At 33.5% G+C, this 19,129-nt stretch carries 17 protein-coding genes; 15 read left to right on the top strand and 2 right to left on the bottom strand.

The features are described from left to right. From MVY38_RS09885 to MVY38_RS09935, 11 genes are all read left to right on the top strand, one after another. The coding region (locus MVY38_RS09885) for a DUF4395 family protein (RefSeq protein ID WP_297485727.1) at positions 1-225 on the top strand (225 nt) is incomplete at its 5' end. 122 nt (positions 226-347) lie between these two features. Beyond that, positions 348-1,805 (top strand): sensor domain-containing diguanylate cyclase, encoded by a 1,458-nt coding sequence (locus MVY38_RS09890; protein ID WP_297485729.1) that lies wholly within the window; start codon positions 348-350, stop codon positions 1,803-1,805. 9 nt (positions 1,806-1,814) lie between these two features. After that, on the top strand, positions 1,815-2,192 hold the full coding sequence (locus tag MVY38_RS09895; protein ID WP_297485731.1) for a hypothetical protein: 378 nt from the start codon (positions 1,815-1,817) through the stop codon (positions 2,190-2,192). 29 nt (positions 2,193-2,221) lie between these two features. Beyond that, positions 2,222-3,028: a peptide deformylase gene (locus MVY38_RS09900; protein ID WP_297485733.1), complete on the top strand. Its 807-nt coding sequence runs from the start codon at positions 2,222-2,224 to the stop codon at positions 3,026-3,028. Then, positions 3,022-3,981 carry an A/G-specific adenine glycosylase gene (locus MVY38_RS09905; protein WP_297485734.1) on the top strand — a complete coding sequence of 320 codons (960 nt, stop codon included), beginning with the start codon at positions 3,022-3,024 and terminating at the stop codon, positions 3,979-3,981. Before MVY38_RS09900 ends, MVY38_RS09905 begins: the two co-directional genes overlap by 7 nt. 4 nt (positions 3,982-3,985) lie before the next feature. After that, positions 3,986-6,091 carry a methyl-accepting chemotaxis protein gene (locus MVY38_RS09910; RefSeq protein WP_297485758.1) on the top strand — a complete coding sequence of 702 codons (2,106 nt, stop codon included), beginning with the start codon at positions 3,986-3,988 and terminating at the stop codon, positions 6,089-6,091. 86 nt (positions 6,092-6,177) lie between these two features. Continuing rightward, entirely contained in the window at positions 6,178-7,173 is a 996-nt protein-coding gene (gene gap / locus MVY38_RS09915; RefSeq protein ID WP_297485736.1) for a type I glyceraldehyde-3-phosphate dehydrogenase, read from the top strand. Between the two features lie 27 nt (positions 7,174-7,200). After that, positions 7,201-8,160, top strand: coding sequence for a 6-phosphofructokinase (locus MVY38_RS09920; RefSeq protein WP_297485738.1), 960 nt, complete (start codon positions 7,201-7,203; stop codon positions 8,158-8,160). A gap of 15 nt (positions 8,161-8,175) precedes the next feature. Beyond that, positions 8,176-8,808, top strand: a complete 633-nt coding sequence (locus MVY38_RS09925) for an NAD(P)H-dependent oxidoreductase (protein ID WP_297485740.1) — start codon at positions 8,176-8,178, stop codon at positions 8,806-8,808. A 66-nt stretch (positions 8,809-8,874) separates the two neighbouring features. Further along, positions 8,875-9,255, top strand: coding sequence for a YbgC/FadM family acyl-CoA thioesterase (locus tag MVY38_RS09930; RefSeq protein ID WP_297485742.1), 381 nt, complete (start codon positions 8,875-8,877; stop codon positions 9,253-9,255). A 5-nt stretch (positions 9,256-9,260) separates the two neighbouring features. Further along, a complete protein-coding gene (locus MVY38_RS09935) occupies positions 9,261-10,388 on the top strand; it encodes an MFS transporter (RefSeq protein ID WP_297485745.1) in 1,128 nt (375 codons plus the stop codon). Here the strand turns inward: MVY38_RS09935 and MVY38_RS09940 are convergent. Then, positions 10,385-11,689, bottom strand: coding sequence for a hypothetical protein (locus MVY38_RS09940; RefSeq protein ID WP_297485747.1), 1,305 nt, complete (start codon positions 11,687-11,689; stop codon positions 10,385-10,387). The genes MVY38_RS09935 and MVY38_RS09940 overlap by 4 nt on opposite strands. 146 nt (positions 11,690-11,835) lie before the next feature. Between MVY38_RS09940 and MVY38_RS09945 the strand changes: the two genes are divergently transcribed. Continuing rightward, entirely contained in the window at positions 11,836-13,023 is a 1,188-nt protein-coding gene (locus tag MVY38_RS09945) for an exonuclease SbcCD subunit D C-terminal domain-containing protein (RefSeq protein ID WP_297485750.1), read from the top strand. After that, entirely contained in the window at positions 13,020-16,061 is a 3,042-nt protein-coding gene (locus MVY38_RS09950) for an AAA family ATPase (protein WP_297485752.1), read from the top strand. The genes MVY38_RS09945 and MVY38_RS09950 overlap by 4 nt, the downstream gene beginning before the upstream one ends. Here the strand turns inward: MVY38_RS09950 and MVY38_RS09955 are convergent. Further along, positions 16,058-16,726 carry a uracil-DNA glycosylase gene (locus tag MVY38_RS09955; protein WP_297485759.1) on the bottom strand — a complete coding sequence of 223 codons (669 nt, stop codon included), beginning with the start codon at positions 16,724-16,726 and terminating at the stop codon, positions 16,058-16,060. The two genes, MVY38_RS09950 and MVY38_RS09955, sit on opposite strands and share 4 nt — an antisense overlap. A 101-nt stretch (positions 16,727-16,827) precedes the next feature. Between MVY38_RS09955 and MVY38_RS09960 the strand changes: the two genes are divergently transcribed. Further along, positions 16,828-18,387: an EAL domain-containing protein gene (locus MVY38_RS09960; RefSeq protein ID WP_297485754.1), complete on the top strand. Its 1,560-nt coding sequence runs from the start codon at positions 16,828-16,830 to the stop codon at positions 18,385-18,387. Between the two features lie 16 nt (positions 18,388-18,403). After that, positions 18,404-19,129, top strand: a 726-nt coding sequence (locus tag MVY38_RS09965; protein WP_297485756.1) for a hypothetical protein, incomplete at its 3' end; no start/stop codon positions are given.

Consider the following 19,129-nt stretch of genomic DNA (forward strand, 5'->3'; position numbering starts at 1 on the left):
AAATATACTGATGGCGGTGCAAAAAAATTGGCTGGATATTTTGGTCTGTTTTTTGTAACATCTCTTATTGTTACATATTTTTTACATATTTGGTTGCTCTCTTTGTCCATAGCGCTTGTTTTTTTAGCCTGCTCTTTGCTTGATGTCTTTTTTGATTATTGCATAGGGTGCAAAATTTATTTTATTATTAAAAAAATATATCCAAACTTTATGAATCATTTGTAGGATCTGCCGATTCTATTTAGAGGTGCCCTTAATATATTTATTAAAACAGTGTGTTATAATGAAAAAAATGATGAAGGATAGATATGGGATATATTAAAATAATTTTTCTTATATCATTGTTTATGAGTGTTTTGTTTTTTGTTTTTGTAAATAAAAAGCAGACAAGCGAAATGGAACATGTAGCGAGAAATATAGCTTCTACCATCAGTTTTAAGGCAAGTAATGCAAAAGCTGCTGTTAATTATCTTCAATTGAGTGCAACACAAATACTGAGCAATAAAGATAAATTTAATTTTACATCAGAAGGCAATAATTTAATAAATAGGGCAAATTTACTGGCTTTGCCTAATAGTAAAGCTGATAAGTGTTATGCAAAAGAGCAGGCAGCAGCACTCTTTTTATCAGAAAATCTTAAACTTGTTTCTACTCAAAACAAAAAATTTGCATGGGTTTATTATTTTTCAAAACATCATTTTACTGTGGTCTATCCTCACATTTCTGCAGATGACTTTGCTTTGAATATAGAGATGGAAAAAGAGCCATTTTTTGCTTATGCAACACCCAAATATAATCCAAACGCAAGGCTTTTTTTTACTCCTTTATATACGGACCTTATTGGAAAAGGTTTGATGATTACAATAGGAAAACCCGTTTATGTAAAAGGAGAATTTTTAGGCACTGTAGATATTGACATTACTCTTAATCACATTGACAATATATTTTTTAATTTAGATACTTTGGAAAATAAAAGTTTACTCTACAATGATAAATTGCAAATCGTAGGCAGTAGTAATCTTATTCAAGATTTTAACAGAAGTAAAATTTATAGAGCAGATAAATATCTCTCAAAAGAGTTACTTAACGCAGATGACACAGAAGGAAAGGTAGAGTATGTTGATGGCAATTTTATTTTTGTTCATAAAATAGAGGGTACACCATTTACATTTATATATTTTCAAAAAGCAAGTTTGATATGGCTGAAAACTTTTGGATATATCATGCCATTTTTATTCTTTTTAATGCTTTTTGTCGTAATTGCAAGGCTCTATGAAAAATCAAGAACAGTTATGAAAAAACTGCAAGAGCAGGCAACTAAAGATTATTTAACAGGTGCCTACAATAGACGCTACTTTTTTGATGTTGGCGTAACTGTTTTTTTAAAAGCACAAAGAAAAAAAAGCCCTGTAGCCGTAGTTATGCTGGATATTGATAACTTTAAAAAAATTAATGATAGATATGGACATAAGGCTGGTGATGTTGGCATTATGCAAATTAAAAAGATTTTAGATAAGCACCTAAGAAGGTCTGACCTTTTTGCAAGATTTGGAGGGGAAGAGTTTTGTATATTGCTTGATGATATTTCCTTAAAAGATACAGAAATATTACTTGAAAAAATACGTAAAGAGTTTGCAGTAAATGTTATAGTAAGTAATAAATATAAATTTTGTTATACAGTTTCATTTGGAGTTGCTTATGGAATGTTAGACTCTTTAGAAGAGATGATAAACCTTGCAGATAAAGCACTCTATAAAAGTAAAGAAAATGGTAAAAATAGTGTAACTGTTTATGAAACCCATTAAAGAAGAGATATGATTTATATAGTTATCTACATTGCGTTTGAACTTTATGAAGTACAGTGGCAAAAAGCTGATACAATGCAGGGAATGTTACTTAGAATGTATCACTATTACAAAAGAAGTATTTTCGTCTTTTTGTTGATGCATCCTACATTTTATTTTGCAGCGAGTTTTATGATTTCTACCCATTATAATATTTATGCATTATTACTTTTTGCCATAAAGTCAGCTGATATTGCTACAAAACTCATCTTAATGAAGCAGATATTTATAGACAAAGAGGTCTCTTCTGAAATGTCTATGATGTTACAAACACCAATTCATTGGATGCTGCCATATATTGGATTAACTGTGTATCCATTTTTGATTTATATGGCTCTTTTTAGCTAAAATTTGATATTAAAAAAAAGTGAGAGATTATGATTAAAGAGATTATTACCTATCCGCAAACGCCAAGTTTGGAATTTGGTGCAAATGTACGCCTATTTGATGCAGAACTTTTCAAACTGATTGATGATCTCAAAGATACTATGAAAGCAAATGATTTGAATGCATTGGCTGCGTTTCAGATAGGGTCTCCTTACAATGTTATAGTGCTTAAAGATGGCGATGATTATATTGAGCTTATAAATGCTAGAGTCATTAAACGAGAGGGGAGTGTAGAGAGTGTTGAGACTACTGCATATTTTCCAGGTTTAAGTGCAAAAACAAAGCGTTATAAAAAAATAAAAGTGATGTATGAAGATAGAGAAGAAAACCAGCAGTTTTTAGAAGCTGAGGGGGAACGCTCCATCATTATACAGCGTAAACTCGACTACTCTTTTGGATCAAATTTTAGAGTTAGACTTGATGATGCCGAGAGAAAATTGTTTGATTCAAAATTGGAGTTTGGTACAAACGCAATTACAGATAATGGTTGTCCAACCGTCTTTAAGCGCGACAAAATCTTGCATACTTTTAAATATACATTTATTGCTGCGCTTGTGGGTGTAGCATTTTCTTTCTTTCTCAGTGATGCAAATTTAGTAATTTTAAAAGTAGTAGAAAACTACACTATGCTCTTTATGCTTTCTCTTTTGGTAATTTACTTTTTTTATGCACAGTATGAAGGACGACAGTATAAAAATTGTAGTTCTTGCCAGATTGGTAATATAATAGGTGTTACTGCAATCTCAGCTTTTAAGCTTCTTGTTCTTTTCGCTTTAAATTATTTTTTCGTATGGTAAATAAATCTGCACACAATGCTCTTTTAGGTTGGTATGAGGTAAATGGACGCCACGAACTTCCGTGGCGTAAAACAGATAATATTTATCATATTTATATCAGTGAAATTATGCTGCAGCAGACTCAGGTTAATCGTGTAAGAGATGAATATTATCCAAAATTTTTAGCAAGATTTCCTACTATACAAACTTTAGCAGAAGCAGAACTCGATGAAGTTTTTGCACTTTGGAGTGGATTGGGGTACTACTCTAGGGCGAGAAATTTGCATAAAACTGCGCAACTTGCAGTAAAGGGACTCCCTTGTGAGAAAAAAGAGCTTTTAAAACTACCAGGAATAGGCAAATACACGGCAAGTGCAATTTGCAGCTTTGGATACAGACAAAATGTCCCTGTAGTCGATACAAATATAGCAAGAGTGCTAAAACGCTACTTTGGACTCTTAGCGGTTCAAGATAAAACTCTCTGGGAATATGCCGCTGCATTCCTAAACGCAGCTAATGCTAGAGCGCATAATCTTGCTTTAATGGATTTGGGTTCATTGGTTTGTTTGCCTAAAAATCCACAATGTGAAGTCTGTCCATTGCGTTTAGAGTGTGTTGGACGTGTCGAACCTGAGCTCTATACACAAAAAAAGAAAAAAGAGTATGAGAGTCTTGAACTTTTTTACGCACTATACATAAAAGATGGTAAAATAGCATTGAGAACATCACAAGAGAAGCTCTATAAAGGGATGTTGGTACTTCCAGATACCGAACCAATAGAAGAGAACTTCATTGCTGCGTTTAAACACTCTTATACGAAGTACAGACTCACTGTTAATCTTTATCATGTTGATGAGATTACAGATGAATTTGTCTGGGTAGAATTACAAGAACTGGAAAATGCACCGATTTCATCATTAACGAAAAAAGCGGCTGTTTTTATCGAAAAAAAGGGGGAAATATATGGATTTTAAATCTATGTCAATCAGCAAAAAGGTACATATACCACTAGTGGTGTCTATTTTAATAGGCTTTTTAATAGTTTTAGTGAATTACTTGTACTCTATTAAAGATTTAACCAATAATGTTTATAATAAAGAACAAAAATCTTTAGCATTGACATATAAAAGCTTAATGCATGCGAAAGAGGATATAGGGCTTACTAATGCTATTAATATATCAGAAAATTATAGTGTTGTGCGTGCACTTCTTGAAAACAACAGAACAGTGGCAATAGAAGGACTCAATGATCTCTCAAAAGAGTTTAAAGAGTACACAAATTATAAAAATATTAAGGTGCATATTCACGATGCAAATATTCATAGCTTTTTAAGAGCGTGGAAGCCAAATAAATATGGTGATGATTTGAGTGGTTTTAGACATACCATTGTTGCTGTTAAAAAAGAGAAAAAGCCTATAATTGCCATTGAACTTGGGCGTGCTGGTTTAGTTCTAAGAGGTCTTGCTCCTGTTATTGAACATGGTAAATATATTGGTTCTGTAGAGTTTATGCAGGGACTTAACTCTATTGTTAAATCTGCAAGAAAAAATCATGATTATGATATTGTCATAGTGATGAAAAATGATTTGCTCTCCATTGCTACAAAACTGAAAAATGCTCCAAAACTTCAAGAGTATACTTTGGCAGTAAAACAAAAGGTTATAAATCCTGATTTTTTTGAAGATTTGAAACATATTCAAATCAATAAAATAGGGCACTTTCAAATGACGAATAAATATTTTATTGTCTCAGAACCTATTAAAGATTTTTCTGAAAAAGTTGTGGGGTATGCATTGGTTGGTAATAAAATAGCAAATGTAAATAGTGTCATATCACAATCTAAAGATTCTCTTTTGCGACAAGTTTACATTATGTCATTTATTGATCTGTTAATTTTACTATTTTTACTTATTATTATTAAAAAGTCGGTTACAGATCCTATACTTAATCTCGATAGAGTAGCAAGTGAATTGGCACAAGGTGATGCTGATTTGAGCAAAAGAATGCCAGTCAATAGTGATGATGAACTAGGGCGTGCTAGTAAAAGTTTTAATACTTTCTTGGATAAGGTAGAGCAAATTGCCCTTGATGCGCAAGAAAACGCAATAGAAGCTGAAAAAGCAGCAAAAATTGCCGAGTCTGTTGCTCAAAACAACAGACTGACACTTGCACTCTCTGCTGAAATGATTGGTGGTGCGGTAAAGAATGCTGATAATTTACGAAGCAGTATGAATGAAAGTGTTCAAAGTGTTAATCAGGCAAATGAACTTAATGAACAGACCTCTAATGTTATTCAAGAGGTTACTGAATCAACAGGTAATATTAAAAATGCCATTCATAACATTACAGAGATGGTAAGTGAATCAAGAAATTCTGCCCAGGAGCTAAATACGAATGTTGAAGAGATTTACAATGTTATTTCTCTTATTAAAGATATATCTGACCAGACGAATCTCTTGGCACTAAACGCAGCCATAGAAGCAGCACGAGCAGGTGAACATGGACGGGGCTTTGCCGTAGTTGCTGATGAGGTAAGAAAACTCGCAGAGCGTACACAAAAAGCGACAAGTGAAGTGGAAGCAAATATTAGTGTATTAAAACAAAACTCTATTAGTATGAGTGAAAATAGTGAAAAAATTGAGTTGCACTCGGTGGAGTCGCAAAGTACACTTGATGAATTTGTAGATACCCTTGCGCAGTTAATTGAAAATAGTAAAATCATTACAAGAGATAATGAAATCATTGGTCATGAACTTTTCGCGAATATGGCTAAACTTGACCATATGGTATATAAAAATCATGCCTATTCTTCTATGCTTGAAGGAAAGTTAAACTTTGAGCTTACAGACCAAGAGAGTTGTATGTTTGGAAAATGGTATGCAAAAGAGGGAAAAAGTCATTTTGGATTAAGTAGTAACTTTAAAGCAATTCAAGCACCACATAAAAGGGTTCATGATGATATTGCAAAGGCTATGAGCAAACTTCAAAGTAAAGAGATAGATGAAATTATTGCACTCTTTAAAGATGCAGAAAAAGCTTCACTTGAACTCTTTGTGCAGTTAGATTCAATGATGAAAGAGTGATAAATATTGCAAATTAAATGATGTTTTAATATGAAAAAAAATACAATGTCATTAATAAAATAGAGTAAATTAAAAAGGATTGGAATATGGCTGTAAAAGTGGCAATAAATGGGACTGGTAGAATAGGAATGATTGTAGCAAAGATTGTTACAAGTAGAGATGACATTGAACTTGTAGCGATTAATACTACTGCAAAACCAGATATGCTTGAGTACCTTTTTAAATATGACAGTGTACATAGCGGTGTCGATGCAAAAGTTCTTGATGAAAAAACAATTATGATTAATGGTAAAACTGTTGCTATGAGTTCTACTCGTAACCCTGAAGAACTTGAGTTTGGTAAAGCAGGTGCAGAAGTTGTTATAGAGTGTACGGGTGTATTTTTAACGACCCAAAAAGCAAAGGCTTACCTCAAAGATGGTGTGAAAAAAGTTGTAATGAGTGCTCCTGCAAAAGATGATACTCCTACTTATGTTATAAATATTAACACTGATGATTATAAAGGCGAGGCAATTATCTCAAACGCAAGTTGTACAACAAATGGACTTGCTCCTCTTTGTAAGATTTTAGATGATGAGTTTGGAATTGAAAATGGTTTGATGACAACTATACACTCTTATACAAATGATCAAAATATTTTAGATGTAAAACATAATAAAGATATGCGTCGTGCGCGTGCAGCGGCGGTTAATCTTATTCCTACAACAACGGGAGCTGCAAAGGCTATGGCTCTTGTTATGCCTCAGCTAAAAGGGAAGCTTAACGGCTACGCTATGCGTGTTCCTACTCCTGATGTTTCTGTAGTTGACTTAACTGTAAACTTGAAAAAAGATGTAACAGTTGAAGATATTAACGCTGCGTTTGAGAAAGCTTCAAAAACAAACTTTGCTGGTCTTTTAGAAGTTGATTATGACAAAAGAGTATCTAGTGATTTTATTGGTTCTACATATAGCTCAACTTATGTACCAGATATGACAAGCGTTGTCGATGGTAAAACTGTAAAAGTTCTAGCATGGTATGACAATGAGTGGGGATATAGTTCAAGACTTGTAGATATGTGTGTCTTTGTCGGAAACAACTAAAAACTTTATATAAAGAGGAGAGGATTTATGTCATTAGCTATTATTTGTTCAGGAGGTGATGCTCCCGGCATGAATCCTGCCATTAAAAAATTTGTTGATTATGTCTACGACAAAGGTGAAAAAAGCTACTTTATTTATGATGGTCTTGAAGGACTCATAGATAACAATATAAAAGAAGCCTCTTACAAAGATGTTGCAGGTATTGTACATCTTGGTGGTACTATCATTCGCTCTTCACGCTCCAAAAGATTTTATGAACACAAATATAGAAAACAGGCCTATGAAAACTTAAAAGCACTCGATATAGATGGTATAGTAGTTCTTGGTGGTGATGGTTCTTTTCGAGCTATGGAAGTTTTTAGCTCTGAGTTTTCCATAAATTTTGTGGGTATTCCCTCCACGATTGACAATGATATTTATGGGAGTGAATATTGTCTAGGTGTCGATACCTCTTTAAATGTTATTCGTGATGCCATAGATAAAATCCGTGATACAGCATCTTCTTTTAATCGTGCGTTTATTGTTGAGGTAATGGGACGAGAATGTGGTTATCTTGCTGCTGTCTCAGCCGTAGTGAGTGGTGCAGAAATTTGTGTTATTCCTGAAGTGGAATTTGATAAAGAGAATGTGCAAAAACGACTGAAAGCTGAAATTGACAATGGCAGAAGATATGTCCTTGCCATTGTCGCAGAGGGAACAAATAAAAGTTCAGAAATTCATGACTGGATTGAAAAAGAGCTTGGGCTTGAGACAAGAGTGAGCATACTCGGTCATATTCAAAGAGGGGGTAATCCTACTGTATATGACCGTCTTATGGCATTTGACTTTACCATAGCTGCTGTAGATTATTTGCTTGCACATAAAGATTCAAACAAAGTTGTTATATATAACAAGGGTGAGCTTTCATTTATAGAGATAGAAGAGGTTTGTTCAAAAAAATATGTTTTATCTCAAAAGCTTATAGATTCTATTAAATATTTAGATTAAAAGATGGAGCATAAAATGTTAGAGAATGAATGTATGAAAACGATGAATTTTAGGCATGCTTGCAAGATGTTTGATGAGAGTAAAAAGATTTCTGATAAAGATATGCTTTATATCTTAGAAGTTGCAAGAAAATCCCCATCCTCTTTTGGTATGGAAGCGTGGAAGTTTTTGGTAATTACAAATGAAGAGCTAAAAGCAAAGTTACGACACTCTTGCTGGAATCAAGCGCAGATTACAAGTTGTTCTCACCTTGTAATAGTTCTAGCTGGTATTGAAAGTGTGAAAGTGGCATCTGGTGAAGTAGAAAAACGATTTGCAAGACGTCAAATGCCACAAGAGAGTTTAGATATGTATATGAACCTTTATGCAGGGCACTTAAAAGATACACTTAGCAGTGATGAAAAAATTTATGCATGGACTTCAAAACAGACTTACCTTGCAGTAGCAAATATGATGAATGCTGCTGCGTTTATAGGCATAGACTCTTGTCCCATTGAGGGATTTGATAAGAAGCAGGTAGAAGAGCTTTTAGAGCTAGATACAACGAAATTTCAACTCTCTTTGGTGCTTCCTTTTGGCTACCGTTTAAATGAACAACCAGCGCAGATAAGACGTCCTTTTGAAGAAGTTGTTGCGTTTATAAAATAATATTTCAATTTAATTAGTTTTTTTGTATGTATTAAACTGTTAATGCAAGAAATAAGGAGCAATAGAGTGCAGATACGAGTTTATTACGAAGATACCGATGTAGGTGGTGTTGTGTACCACTCAAACTACCTCAATTTTTGCGAAAGGGCACGTTCTGAAGCCTTTTTTAAACGCAGTAAAAATCCTGTTTTAGAAGATGGACATTTTGTGGCTCGTAAGGTGAATGCTGATTTTTTTAAGAGTGCAAAACTTGGAGATATGTTAGATATTCAAACGCAGCTTATAGAGATGAAAGCTGCTTCTTTTACGCTTAAACAGACTATTTTTAGAGATGATGAGAAAATATTTGAGTTGGAAATATTGCTTGTGCATATTAACTTTTATGCAAAGATACAGAAGATGAATAAAGAGACTAAAGATATGATTTTATCTCTTTTTGAAGAGTAGGTATTATGAAAAATATTGATAAAAATGTCATCTATCTTGGCTGGGTGAGTTTTTTTACAGATATGGCATCAAATATGATTACAACACTGTTGCCTATATTTGTCATCTATGTTTTACATGAGGGTGTGGATAAGCTCGGTATTATCATTGCTATTTCTACTTTTATTTCCTATGCTTTTCGCATACTTTTTGGTTATTTGAGTGATAAGTATCAAATAGTAAAACCATTTGTTGTGAGTGGGTATTTTATTTCTGCTGTTTCAAAGCCATTGTTGGCATTTTCAACTACATTTACCAGTGTTGCCCTTTTGCGTGGTGTTGAGAGAATGGGAAAAGCGGTGAGAAGTGCTTCAAAAGATTCGCTTATTAGCAGTTATGTAAAAAACAATTCCCATGGCAAAACTTTTGGTTTTCATAAGATGATGGATATTTCAGGGGAGTTAAGTGGGGCGCTTATTATCTTTCTTATTTTTATGTTTATATCCAAAGATGAACATTCCATTCGTACTATATTTGAATTAACAATTATTCCAGGACTTATTGCTACTTTTATTGCACTCTTTTTTGTCAAAGATGCACCGAAAAAAAAGAAGAAAGAGAGTGGTGTGTTAAACGCAGTAGATTATAAACTTTTACCAATCTTGATTATCTACTTTATATTTGTCTTTTTTATTATGAGTGACCAGTTTTTTATTTTAAAGGCAAAAACAGATGGTTATGCTCTGAGTACTATTCCTCTATTTGTAATGTTACTCACTGCAATTCAGAGTTTGTCGAGTTATTACAGCGGTTATTTGAGTGATAAAATAGGTGTTATTCGTACTTTGCAACTTGCATTTGTTTTTGGATTATTATCGGTTTCTTTGATGGATGTAGAGTTATGGGCTGCGTTTACATCGCTTGGGTTATTTACTATTTTTAGTCTAAACGCAGTGAGAAGTTACATATCTGCTTACGCCTCATCAAAAGGTTTTGTGTTTGGTGTTTTTTATGGTGGTGTTGCTATCTCAACCGCTTTAGGTGCTTTAGCCATAGGCTATATTTGGCAACTATATGGTTTTGAGAGTGCAATGCTTTTTAGTGAAGCAGGTATGAGTTTGATGTTTCTTATACTACTTCTAAAAAAAGCTTAATATTTGGAAAACTTCGAGAGACCTGGTCTAATAAGTTCTATATTATACTGAATTTGATTCTCTTGCATTGGAATTTTATACTCTCTAGGCTCACCTGTAATTAATTTGTAAAAGTAGTCTATTCCTATGGTTGTAGAGTAATTTATCCAGTCATAAACAATGTCGTTGTGTAGGAGTGAATTTGCTTCTATAAGGACATTGTTCTCTTGCGTAATTGAGTTTGCTATTATCATCTTTTTTCTATCTCTATATTGTGTCATAGACAAAATAAGAGGATCATAATTTATTTGTGTTGAGAGAATATTTGTCGTATTTGTATCATAAAGTGTTAGCTGTGACATAATCATTCCTGTTTTAATGACAGGTGTATTTATAAAAAATGAGGCATCGTTTATCTTTTCATTATCTTTGAGATAGCGTTCCAAATTTGTCGTTCTTCTTGAAATTGTGTAATTGATGACGTGTTTCTCGTCACTAAGATTTTCATCTTCTGGTAAAGCATTTTCACTTGTATCTGCTTGCATATTATAGACACTCACTTCATCTGCATAAGACATACTTTCATTTACATCTATGGTTGGATGTAAAAATTCCTCTTTTTGGTATGTAGCCAGCTCTTTTCCTGTATGTGATCTATCAGAAAAAATAACGAGAGGAGAAACAGCCTCTTTTAGAAGAAGTTTACTCTGCTGTTTGTAGTTGATACCACCAAAATAGAGATAGGGTGAAGTAGAATTGACATCATTTTTGTTAATAGTTGGAAAGTAAATATTTAGATTTGGATCTATAGCAATGACATTATCAACGCCTTTTTTTGTCAAAGGTGCTATGACATAATCATAACCATCTGCTTTAATTTTTCTAAACGCAGCCTCTATATCACCAATATTTTCGCTCTCAATTTTGTAACTTTTGAGTGAAAAAGAGTTACTTTTTGTCATTAGGTAGGAAAAAACTGCGTTTGTGGTAGATGCAGCATACTTTCCTATTTTATTGTATGGTAGCAGCATAGCTATATTTAAATCACCACGACTGTTAAAAGCTCCTAAATTAAGGACAGAGACATTCATTTTTCTAATGTCATCGAGTGCTTTGTTGTTAAGTTTATGATCGGCATGTGCCATAAAAGAGAATATCATCCCCTTGTCAAGAAAATCTTGAAGACACATATCATTACACTCATAAGGATCAAGATTTTCAATATAAGTTTTTGGTAGTGGTATTGGTGAAATCATAAAGCTTTGTGCAAACATAATAGAAGGAGTAAAAAAAAGTAGTAATAATTTTATAGATAATTTCATAAGTGGCATTATATCGGATTGAATTTAATAAGAGTATAAAAATTTTAACTATTGCAAAGTATTTTAAAATATAATGTTATACCAATCCCAACTAATTAGTTGGGATTGGTATTAGTATAAAGCTAAATATTTAAAAAAGGTAGTGCTTGAAAATATTACACACATCAGATTGGCATCTAGGTCAAAGTTTTATGGGAAAAAGTAGAGAAGAGGAGCATCAGGCATTTTTAACTTGGCTTCTTGAACTTATAGAGAAGGAAGAGATCAGTGTACTTATTGTCGCTGGAGATATTTTTGACACAGGTACGCCACCAAACTATGCGCTTGAACTCTACTACAATTTTCTTACAAAACTCTCTCACTCATCATGTGAAAATATCATCATAACAGCAGGAAATCACGATTCTATTGCCACACTAAAAGCCCCAAAACAGCTTCTAAAAGCGCTTAATATTCATCTTATAACAAGTGGTGATGCGGATGAAGAGGAAGTTATTCTCATATATGAGCAAGAGAGACTCAGTGGAATTGTTTGTGCTGTTCCTTTTTTACGCGACTATGTAGTGCGTAAGTCACTTGATGCTCAAAGCATGAGTGAAAAAGAGAACGCTTTAACGCAGGGAATTAAAGAGCATTACAACTGCGTTTACAAAGAGGCATTGGCTGTTGCAAAAACGAATGATGTACCCATTATTGCTACAGGGCATCTCACAACTGTAGGTGCAAAAACAAGTGAATCTGAGCGTGAAATATACATAGGTACAACGCTTGATTTAGATAGTAATTTTTTAAGAGAGAAGTTTGATTATGTAGCTTTAGGACATCTGCATAGTAATCAAAAAGTTGGTTCTGATCATGTACGCTACTCCGGTTCGCCAATTCCGCTGAGTTTTAGTGAAGCATCATCTGAAAAAAAGGTAAACATTATCACATTTAGTGGGAAAACTCCGAGTGTGCGTGAAGTAAATATACCGCTCTATCGACCTCTTTTAGTGCTTTGTGGGAATACGAGTACAATTTTAGAAGAGTTAAACGCAGTCAAAGATAAAGAGAGTTGGATAGAGGTGCATGTCAATGATGAAAACCCTTTTTATGCAAATCAAGTCATACGAGAGAAAGCCGAAGAGTTGGGGTTGACACTTTTAGCGGTGAAAATAGACAAGAGTGAGCAGGCTCTGCATAGAGAAGATTTTAAGGTCATAAGCTTGGATGAGCTTACCCCTCTTGATTTGTTTGAGAAGCGTCTGGAAAAAGATGAATTGCAAGATGAAGCATTACGAAATGAGCTTATTAAAAACTTTAAAAATATTGTTGCAGAGGTACAAAACGCATGAAAATTCTCTCTCTGAAATCGCTAAATATTAACTCACTAAAAGGAAAGACGGAGATTGATTTTGCGCAACTCACACAAGAGAATGCACTTTTTGCCATTACAGGTCCTACGGGTTCTGGAAAGAGTACGCTGCTTGACATCATCTCATGTGCTTTGTATGGGCGAACAGCAAGACTGAAAAATCCAAATGATTTGATGTCAAAAAACTGTGGTGAAGCCTACTGTGAAGTGGAGTTTGAGATAAAGGGGAGGGTGTATCGCTCTTCATGGAAACAAAGACGCGCGAGAAAAAAGCATGATGGAGCATTTCAGAGTGCTACTATGGAGCTTGTAGATTTACAGGAAGATAAGATTTTACCACTTAAATCAAGAGAAGTTCCAAAAAAGATAGAGGAACTTTCAGGGCTTGATTTTTCTCGTTTTACACAGTCTATGCTTCTTGCTCAAGGGAGTTTTGATGCTTTTTTAAAAGCAGATGAAAAAGAGCGATCTGTTTTACTTGAGAAGATAACAGGAACACAAATATATGCAGAGATCTCAAAAGCTGTTTTTGATAAGCATCGTCTTTTGCAACAAGAGATGGATGGTGAGCAGAGGGTTTTGGACTCGATTGAACTGCTAGATAAAGAGGTCGTTGCACAAAAGCAAAAAGAGCTTGATGAAAACATTGCTAAAAAAATAGAAAATGACAAAGAGCTTCATAAACTAAATAGGGCACTTCATTGGTCACATAGGCTTGTGGAACTCCAAAGTAATATTAAAAAATATGAAAGTATGCTAGCTGAAGTAATAAAGGAAAAAGAAGAAAATAGAGGTTCATTTGAAAGATTATCTTTAGCACAACGGGCATTGAATGTTTTTGGCACTTTTTCATCGTATAAGCAACTTCATGAGAGTCTGCAAGCTAGTAGAAGTAAGAGCGTAAAACTTGCAGATGAACTTACTCTTTTAGATGAGGAGCTACAAAAGAGTAGTGCTAAATATGTAAACATACAAGAGATGTTTGAAAAAGAGGAGCGTGAGTATAGTGTTGCAGTAGAGAAGATAAAAGCTGCTCGTGAGATAAAGACGAAAGAAGAGGAGAACCGCATAAGGCTTGTCAAAGAAGAGAAGTTGCTTCAAAGTAAAGAAGAAGCTTTGCAAAAAGCAAAAAAGAGTTTTGTGTTGCATTTACAAAAGCAAGAAGATATTCAAACGCAGATAGCGATGAAAAATGAATATTTACAAAAACATAGAAAAGATGAAGAGCTATTTACGACACTTGGCATAATAGAACAAAATATTAAAATATATAGAAAACTTCTTAATAAAAAAGAGAGTGATATTCAAGAGAATGATAAGAGTAGGGTTCTTATAAAATCATTGAAAGAGAGACAAAAGATCTCTATTGAGCATATAGAAGAGATAAAACGACATATAGAGACACTGCGTGAAAAACTAGAGAGAGAACAACTCCTCAAAAAGTATGAAGCAGATCGTGAACTCCTTGTAGCGGGTGAAGCCTGTTTTCTTTGTGGAGCAACAGAACATCCATACGCTAAGACAATAAAGAGTGTTAGTGTGAATGCAACAAAAGAGATGTTACAAAAAGAGCTCAAAGAGTTGCAAGCAAAAGAGAAGGATTTGCAAGAACTAGAACTTCTTTTGGCTTTAAAGAGTTCAGAAGTTCAAAAGAGAGAGTTAGAGATTGAAAACATTGATAAAGAGATACAAGAGCAAAGAGAACTTTTTGAAAAACACTCTTTTGATGTGAATGATACAGAGATAGATGAGAAGTACCAAGAGCTTATAGAATCTAAAAATAGGTATGTAGAAAATGTAGAGGCTTTGAAAAAGTTAGAAAAAGAGCTGAATGTCTGTAATGTGCAAAAAGGGGAGAGTCAAACGCAGCTAAGGTTATTTACTAAAGAGATAGAAGTGCTACAAAATAGTATAAAAGCATTGCAGGAGAATATAAACGCTTTTGTTGCAAAACGGGTGGAGGTTCTTAATGTAGCTGATTTAGATGTATATGAGCAAGAAGTCTCTACAAAATACAAAGCGGCACAAAAAGAGGAACAGGAGTCTAGAGCTGCGTTACATACACTTACGATTAAAAAACAAGAGCGTCAAGAGGCTAAAAAAAGTTTAGAGTTGCAAATAGAAGAGGAGAGTGCAAAGCTTGAAGTGTTAAAAAAATCGCTTGAAGAACTTTATGAGCAGAATGGTTTTTCTGATGAAGAAGAACTTAAGAGTGCAATGCTTGAGACTCAAGAGCGAGAAGAACTTACAAAGTTTTGTAATGATATAGAAAATAGATATAAAGAGATACAAACACTTTATAAGGAGACGGAGCATCAACTTCAAGAGCATAAAAAAGAACCTCTTACGCAAAGAACAGTAAAAGAGCTTGAAATATTGCTAGCACTTTTAACTCAAAAAGCAGATGCTTTGCAAGAGAGCATAGGAAGCAGTAAAAAAGAGCTAGAGTTAAACCAAGAAAATAGCAATAGATTTCAAAAACGCATAGCAGCATTGCAAGAGAAAAAAGAGGCCTTTGGAGTGTGGGTAAAACTTAATGAACTTGTAGGCTCTGCTGATGGAACAAAGTTTAAAAAGTTTGCACAAGGCATTACGCTCGATCAGCTTATAAGTTTGGCAAATCAGCATTTAGAGGTATTGAGTCCTCGCTACACTTTGGCTAGAAACCAAGAAAAACTCTTAGAACTTGAAATAGTAGACAGCTACCAAGGAAATGTAGAACGACCTGTAAGCACACTCTCTGGTGGAGAGAGTTTTATAGTGAGTCTAGCTCTTGCACTGGGTCTCTCAGAGCTAGCAAGTCAAAAAATAGCCATAGATTCTCTCTTTTTAGATGAGGGCTTTGGAACGCTTGATACCGAGAGTTTAGAGACTGCACTCAATGCACTCAACCTTTTGCAAACAAGTGGTAAAATGGTGGGAGTCATTTCTCATGTAAAGGCGTTAAAAGAACGCATACCTCTGCAGATAAGGGTTGTTCCTAATGGAGATGGGACGAGTAGGGTTGAGGTGGATTAAACAAGGCAGCTTTTAATGGTTTTTAAATCATTCATAGTTATCTTTTTTAACTCTGGATTTCGTAGTAGATATTGTGGATGATAAATTGGTATGAGTTTGTAGTTTTTGTAGTCTATGACATGTCCGCGTACATTTTCAAAATTTTCATTATCTCCTGTGAGATGGCTGTAAGCCTCTGGACCTAAAGTGACGATGACCTTTGGCTTTATAAACTCAATTTGTGAAAAAAGATAGTTTTTACATGAGTTCCATTCTGATGGGGATGGCCTATTAGATTGGAGTGGTTTACATTTGATTGCGTGGGTAAGATAGGCATCTTTTACATCAATTTTTACCACATTTTCTATCATTTTTTTAAGGGTTTCTCCAGATCTTGCATTGTAGTAAGAATTTGTAGAATCTTGTGCTTGTGAGACAATATAATCAACAATAAATAACTCTGCATTTTCACTTCCAAAACCACTCATACTTTGAGATCTAGATTTACTCAAATCGCATAAGTGACACGATGTGATGTCATGTGATAATTGTGATAAACTACTAGGAACTTCATCACTTTGTCTCATATTTAGATCAAAATGGTCGATGTATTCAAAGCCTGTAGCTTTGAGTCTGTAGAGATTTTGCAATAAAACAAGATTCTGATAAGATTTCAAGAAAACCACCAAGTTTTAAAATATATTGAGAGTATAATTAAAATGTGGTTAAACTACACTTTATGAGAAAAATATGTTATTATACAGCTACCTAAAGGATTAGGAGTTATATGCAAAAAAATATTTTAGAAATTAAAAACTTTGTTTTAAAATCTTCAGCAGAAGTGCCATCAATTGTTCGGGATATTCAAAAGGGAAAATATGAAAAATTATTAATCCATATTGTCTCTTATTTGCACAATACAGTTCTTGTACAAACCCTCTATAAAGATTTGATACATATCTATCCGGAAGCGAAAATAGTTTTTTTAAAACATGATGATAAAATTGCAACATCAGTGAACCTTTTTTCTATAAAAATCGAAGATATTGATGACATTAGTGATGAAGTATTAAAAGAGTTATATCTTGATAATTCAGAAAAAATTGATTGTATAGATGATTATCGGTCTGAGTTATTTAAAAAATATTTTACTGATCATTTAACACAACTTCCAAATTTGTATCAACTACGAAAAGATTTGGAAGAACTGGATAATCCAGGACTGATTCTACTTAAAATTGATAATTTTCAAAAAATAAATACTTTTTATGGATTTATAGTAGGTGATTATGTTTTAGAGACTGTAGGAAAATACTTAAAAGAGGTCTTAGAAGATAATAAAGTATATAGACTCTCTGGTGCTGAATATGCTATTACATTGGATCATAATTTAGGTTTTTATGCTCTAAAAAAGTATATTGAAGAGGTATATGAAAAAATCTCTAAAATAGATGTTATGTATAGAGAAGCACAAATATATATAGATTTTACCCTAGGATCAACATCCATACGAGATAACAACAATGTTTTTTCAAAAGTTTCAATGGCATTGATGTATGCAAGACAAAAGGGCGTGCGTTACTGGATATATGAAGATAGAATGCATTTTGAAGATGAATATAGTCGTAATTTAAGTTTTTCGCACATTGTCAGAGAGGCAGTTGAAAACGATAAGATTGTGCCATATTATCAAGCTATTTTGGACAATAAAAATGGCAAAGTTGTTAAGTATGAATGTCTGGCAAGAATGATAGATTCAAATGAAAAAATTATATCTCCTGCTGTTTTTATACCTATTGCAAAAAATATTAAGGCTTATAATGAGGTAACGAAATGTATTATTAGAAAATCTTTTGATTTTTTTGAAAATAGTCACTATGAATTTAGTATTAATCTCTCAATTGAAGATATTATGAGCAGTGAAATGTTTCATTTTATTATGCAAACATTGCATGATTCAAAGGCATCTTCTCGTGTTACATTTGAGATACTTGAGAGTGAAGCAATACAAGACTTTAAAAAAGTAGATAGATTTATTTCTGAAGTAAGACGCTATGGTGCGCAAATTGCCATAGATGATTTTGGAAGTGGGTATTCAAATTTTTCATATCTTGTGAAAATTGAAGCAGATTATATTAAATTGGATGGTACACTTATTGAAAATATTGATGTTAATGAATCATCTATGATTGTAGTAGAAACCATTGTGAATTTTGCCAAAAAACTTGGGATGAAAACTATTGCAGAGTATGTACATTCAAGCGTAGTGATGGATAAAGTTATTGATTTGGGCATAGACTATTCACAAGGCTTTTATATTGATGAGCCCTCTTTAGATATTAAGTGATTTTTAGGAGTATGTTATGAAAAAAATCGAAGAAGTCATTGATGAACTTTTCAAAAACTTCATTGAAGAAGCAATACAAAATATTGGAATTGGTCCATTCATTACATCAAGAGAAGCTATAAAAAGTATTTTGCAAAAAATACATGAAGAGATGGATAGCGCACTAACTCTACAGAGTACAGAACTTTTGGAGCATTTTAGTATTTCAGGTGCAACTCTTTATAATAAATATCGTGTACCAGCATTCTTATGGATTGACACACTCGAAAAATTAAAAGAGGACATTCTTTATGCTATTCATCACCAAATTATAGAGTACGATGATGATGCATTTATAGTACGAATGAATAAGCTTATTCAGGGTTTGAGCAAAGGCTATCTGCAAGCTTCTGCAAAAGATACATTAAACTTTACCTATGAAAGAATAGATGCTATAAATATTGAGATGGATATTATGTCTCATAATAGATGGTATAAGGATTTTTTAGAATTTCTTGCGAATGACTTTCAAAATGTTCCCGAATTGATGTATGAAAATTCTGAGTCAAACAGATGGATAGAATCACTTGATTTTAAACTGCTTATGAAAGCATGTGCATTTGAGAGAGAGGGTGAAATAGTAATTTTTATGCATAAGCTTTACGATTTAGCAAGAGAAATCAAACATTTTATAGATATACAAGATTTTAAAAATGCCTATAGTTATTTAATAATTTTAGACCAAAAAGTAAACCTGCTTAAT

Source organism: Sulfurimonas sp., from assembly GCF_027056685.1.
Classification (GTDB): Bacteria; Campylobacterota; Campylobacteria; order Campylobacterales; family Sulfurimonadaceae; genus Sulfurimonas.

What these genes read in the sequence shown, in the direction of transcription:
- MVY38_RS09890 (WP_297485729.1), top strand. Translation starts at nt 348, where the DNA reads ATGAGTGTTTTGTTTTTTGTTTTTGTAAATAAAAAGCAGACAAGCGAA.
- MVY38_RS09895 (WP_297485731.1), top strand. Translation starts at nt 1,815, where the DNA reads ATGATTTATATAGTTATCTACATTGCGTTTGAACTTTATGAAGTACAG.
- MVY38_RS09900 (WP_297485733.1), top strand. Translation starts at nt 2,222, where the DNA reads ATGATTAAAGAGATTATTACCTATCCGCAAACGCCAAGTTTGGAATTT.
- MVY38_RS09905 (WP_297485734.1), top strand. Translation starts at nt 3,022, where the DNA reads ATGGTAAATAAATCTGCACACAATGCTCTTTTAGGTTGGTATGAGGTA.
- MVY38_RS09910 (WP_297485758.1), top strand. Translation starts at nt 3,986, where the DNA reads ATGTCAATCAGCAAAAAGGTACATATACCACTAGTGGTGTCTATTTTA.
- gap (WP_297485736.1), top strand. Translation starts at nt 6,178, where the DNA reads ATGGCTGTAAAAGTGGCAATAAATGGGACTGGTAGAATAGGAATGATT.
- MVY38_RS09920 (WP_297485738.1), top strand. Translation starts at nt 7,201, where the DNA reads ATGTCATTAGCTATTATTTGTTCAGGAGGTGATGCTCCCGGCATGAAT.
- MVY38_RS09925 (WP_297485740.1), top strand. Translation starts at nt 8,176, where the DNA reads ATGTTAGAGAATGAATGTATGAAAACGATGAATTTTAGGCATGCTTGC.
- MVY38_RS09935 (WP_297485745.1), top strand. Translation starts at nt 9,261, where the DNA reads ATGAAAAATATTGATAAAAATGTCATCTATCTTGGCTGGGTGAGTTTT.
- MVY38_RS09940 (WP_297485747.1), bottom strand. Translation starts at nt 11,689, where the DNA reads ATGAAATTATCTATAAAATTATTACTACTTTTTTTTACTCCTTCTATT.
- MVY38_RS09950 (WP_297485752.1), top strand. Translation starts at nt 13,020, where the DNA reads ATGAAAATTCTCTCTCTGAAATCGCTAAATATTAACTCACTAAAAGGA.
- MVY38_RS09960 (WP_297485754.1), top strand. Translation starts at nt 16,828, where the DNA reads ATGCAAAAAAATATTTTAGAAATTAAAAACTTTGTTTTAAAATCTTCA.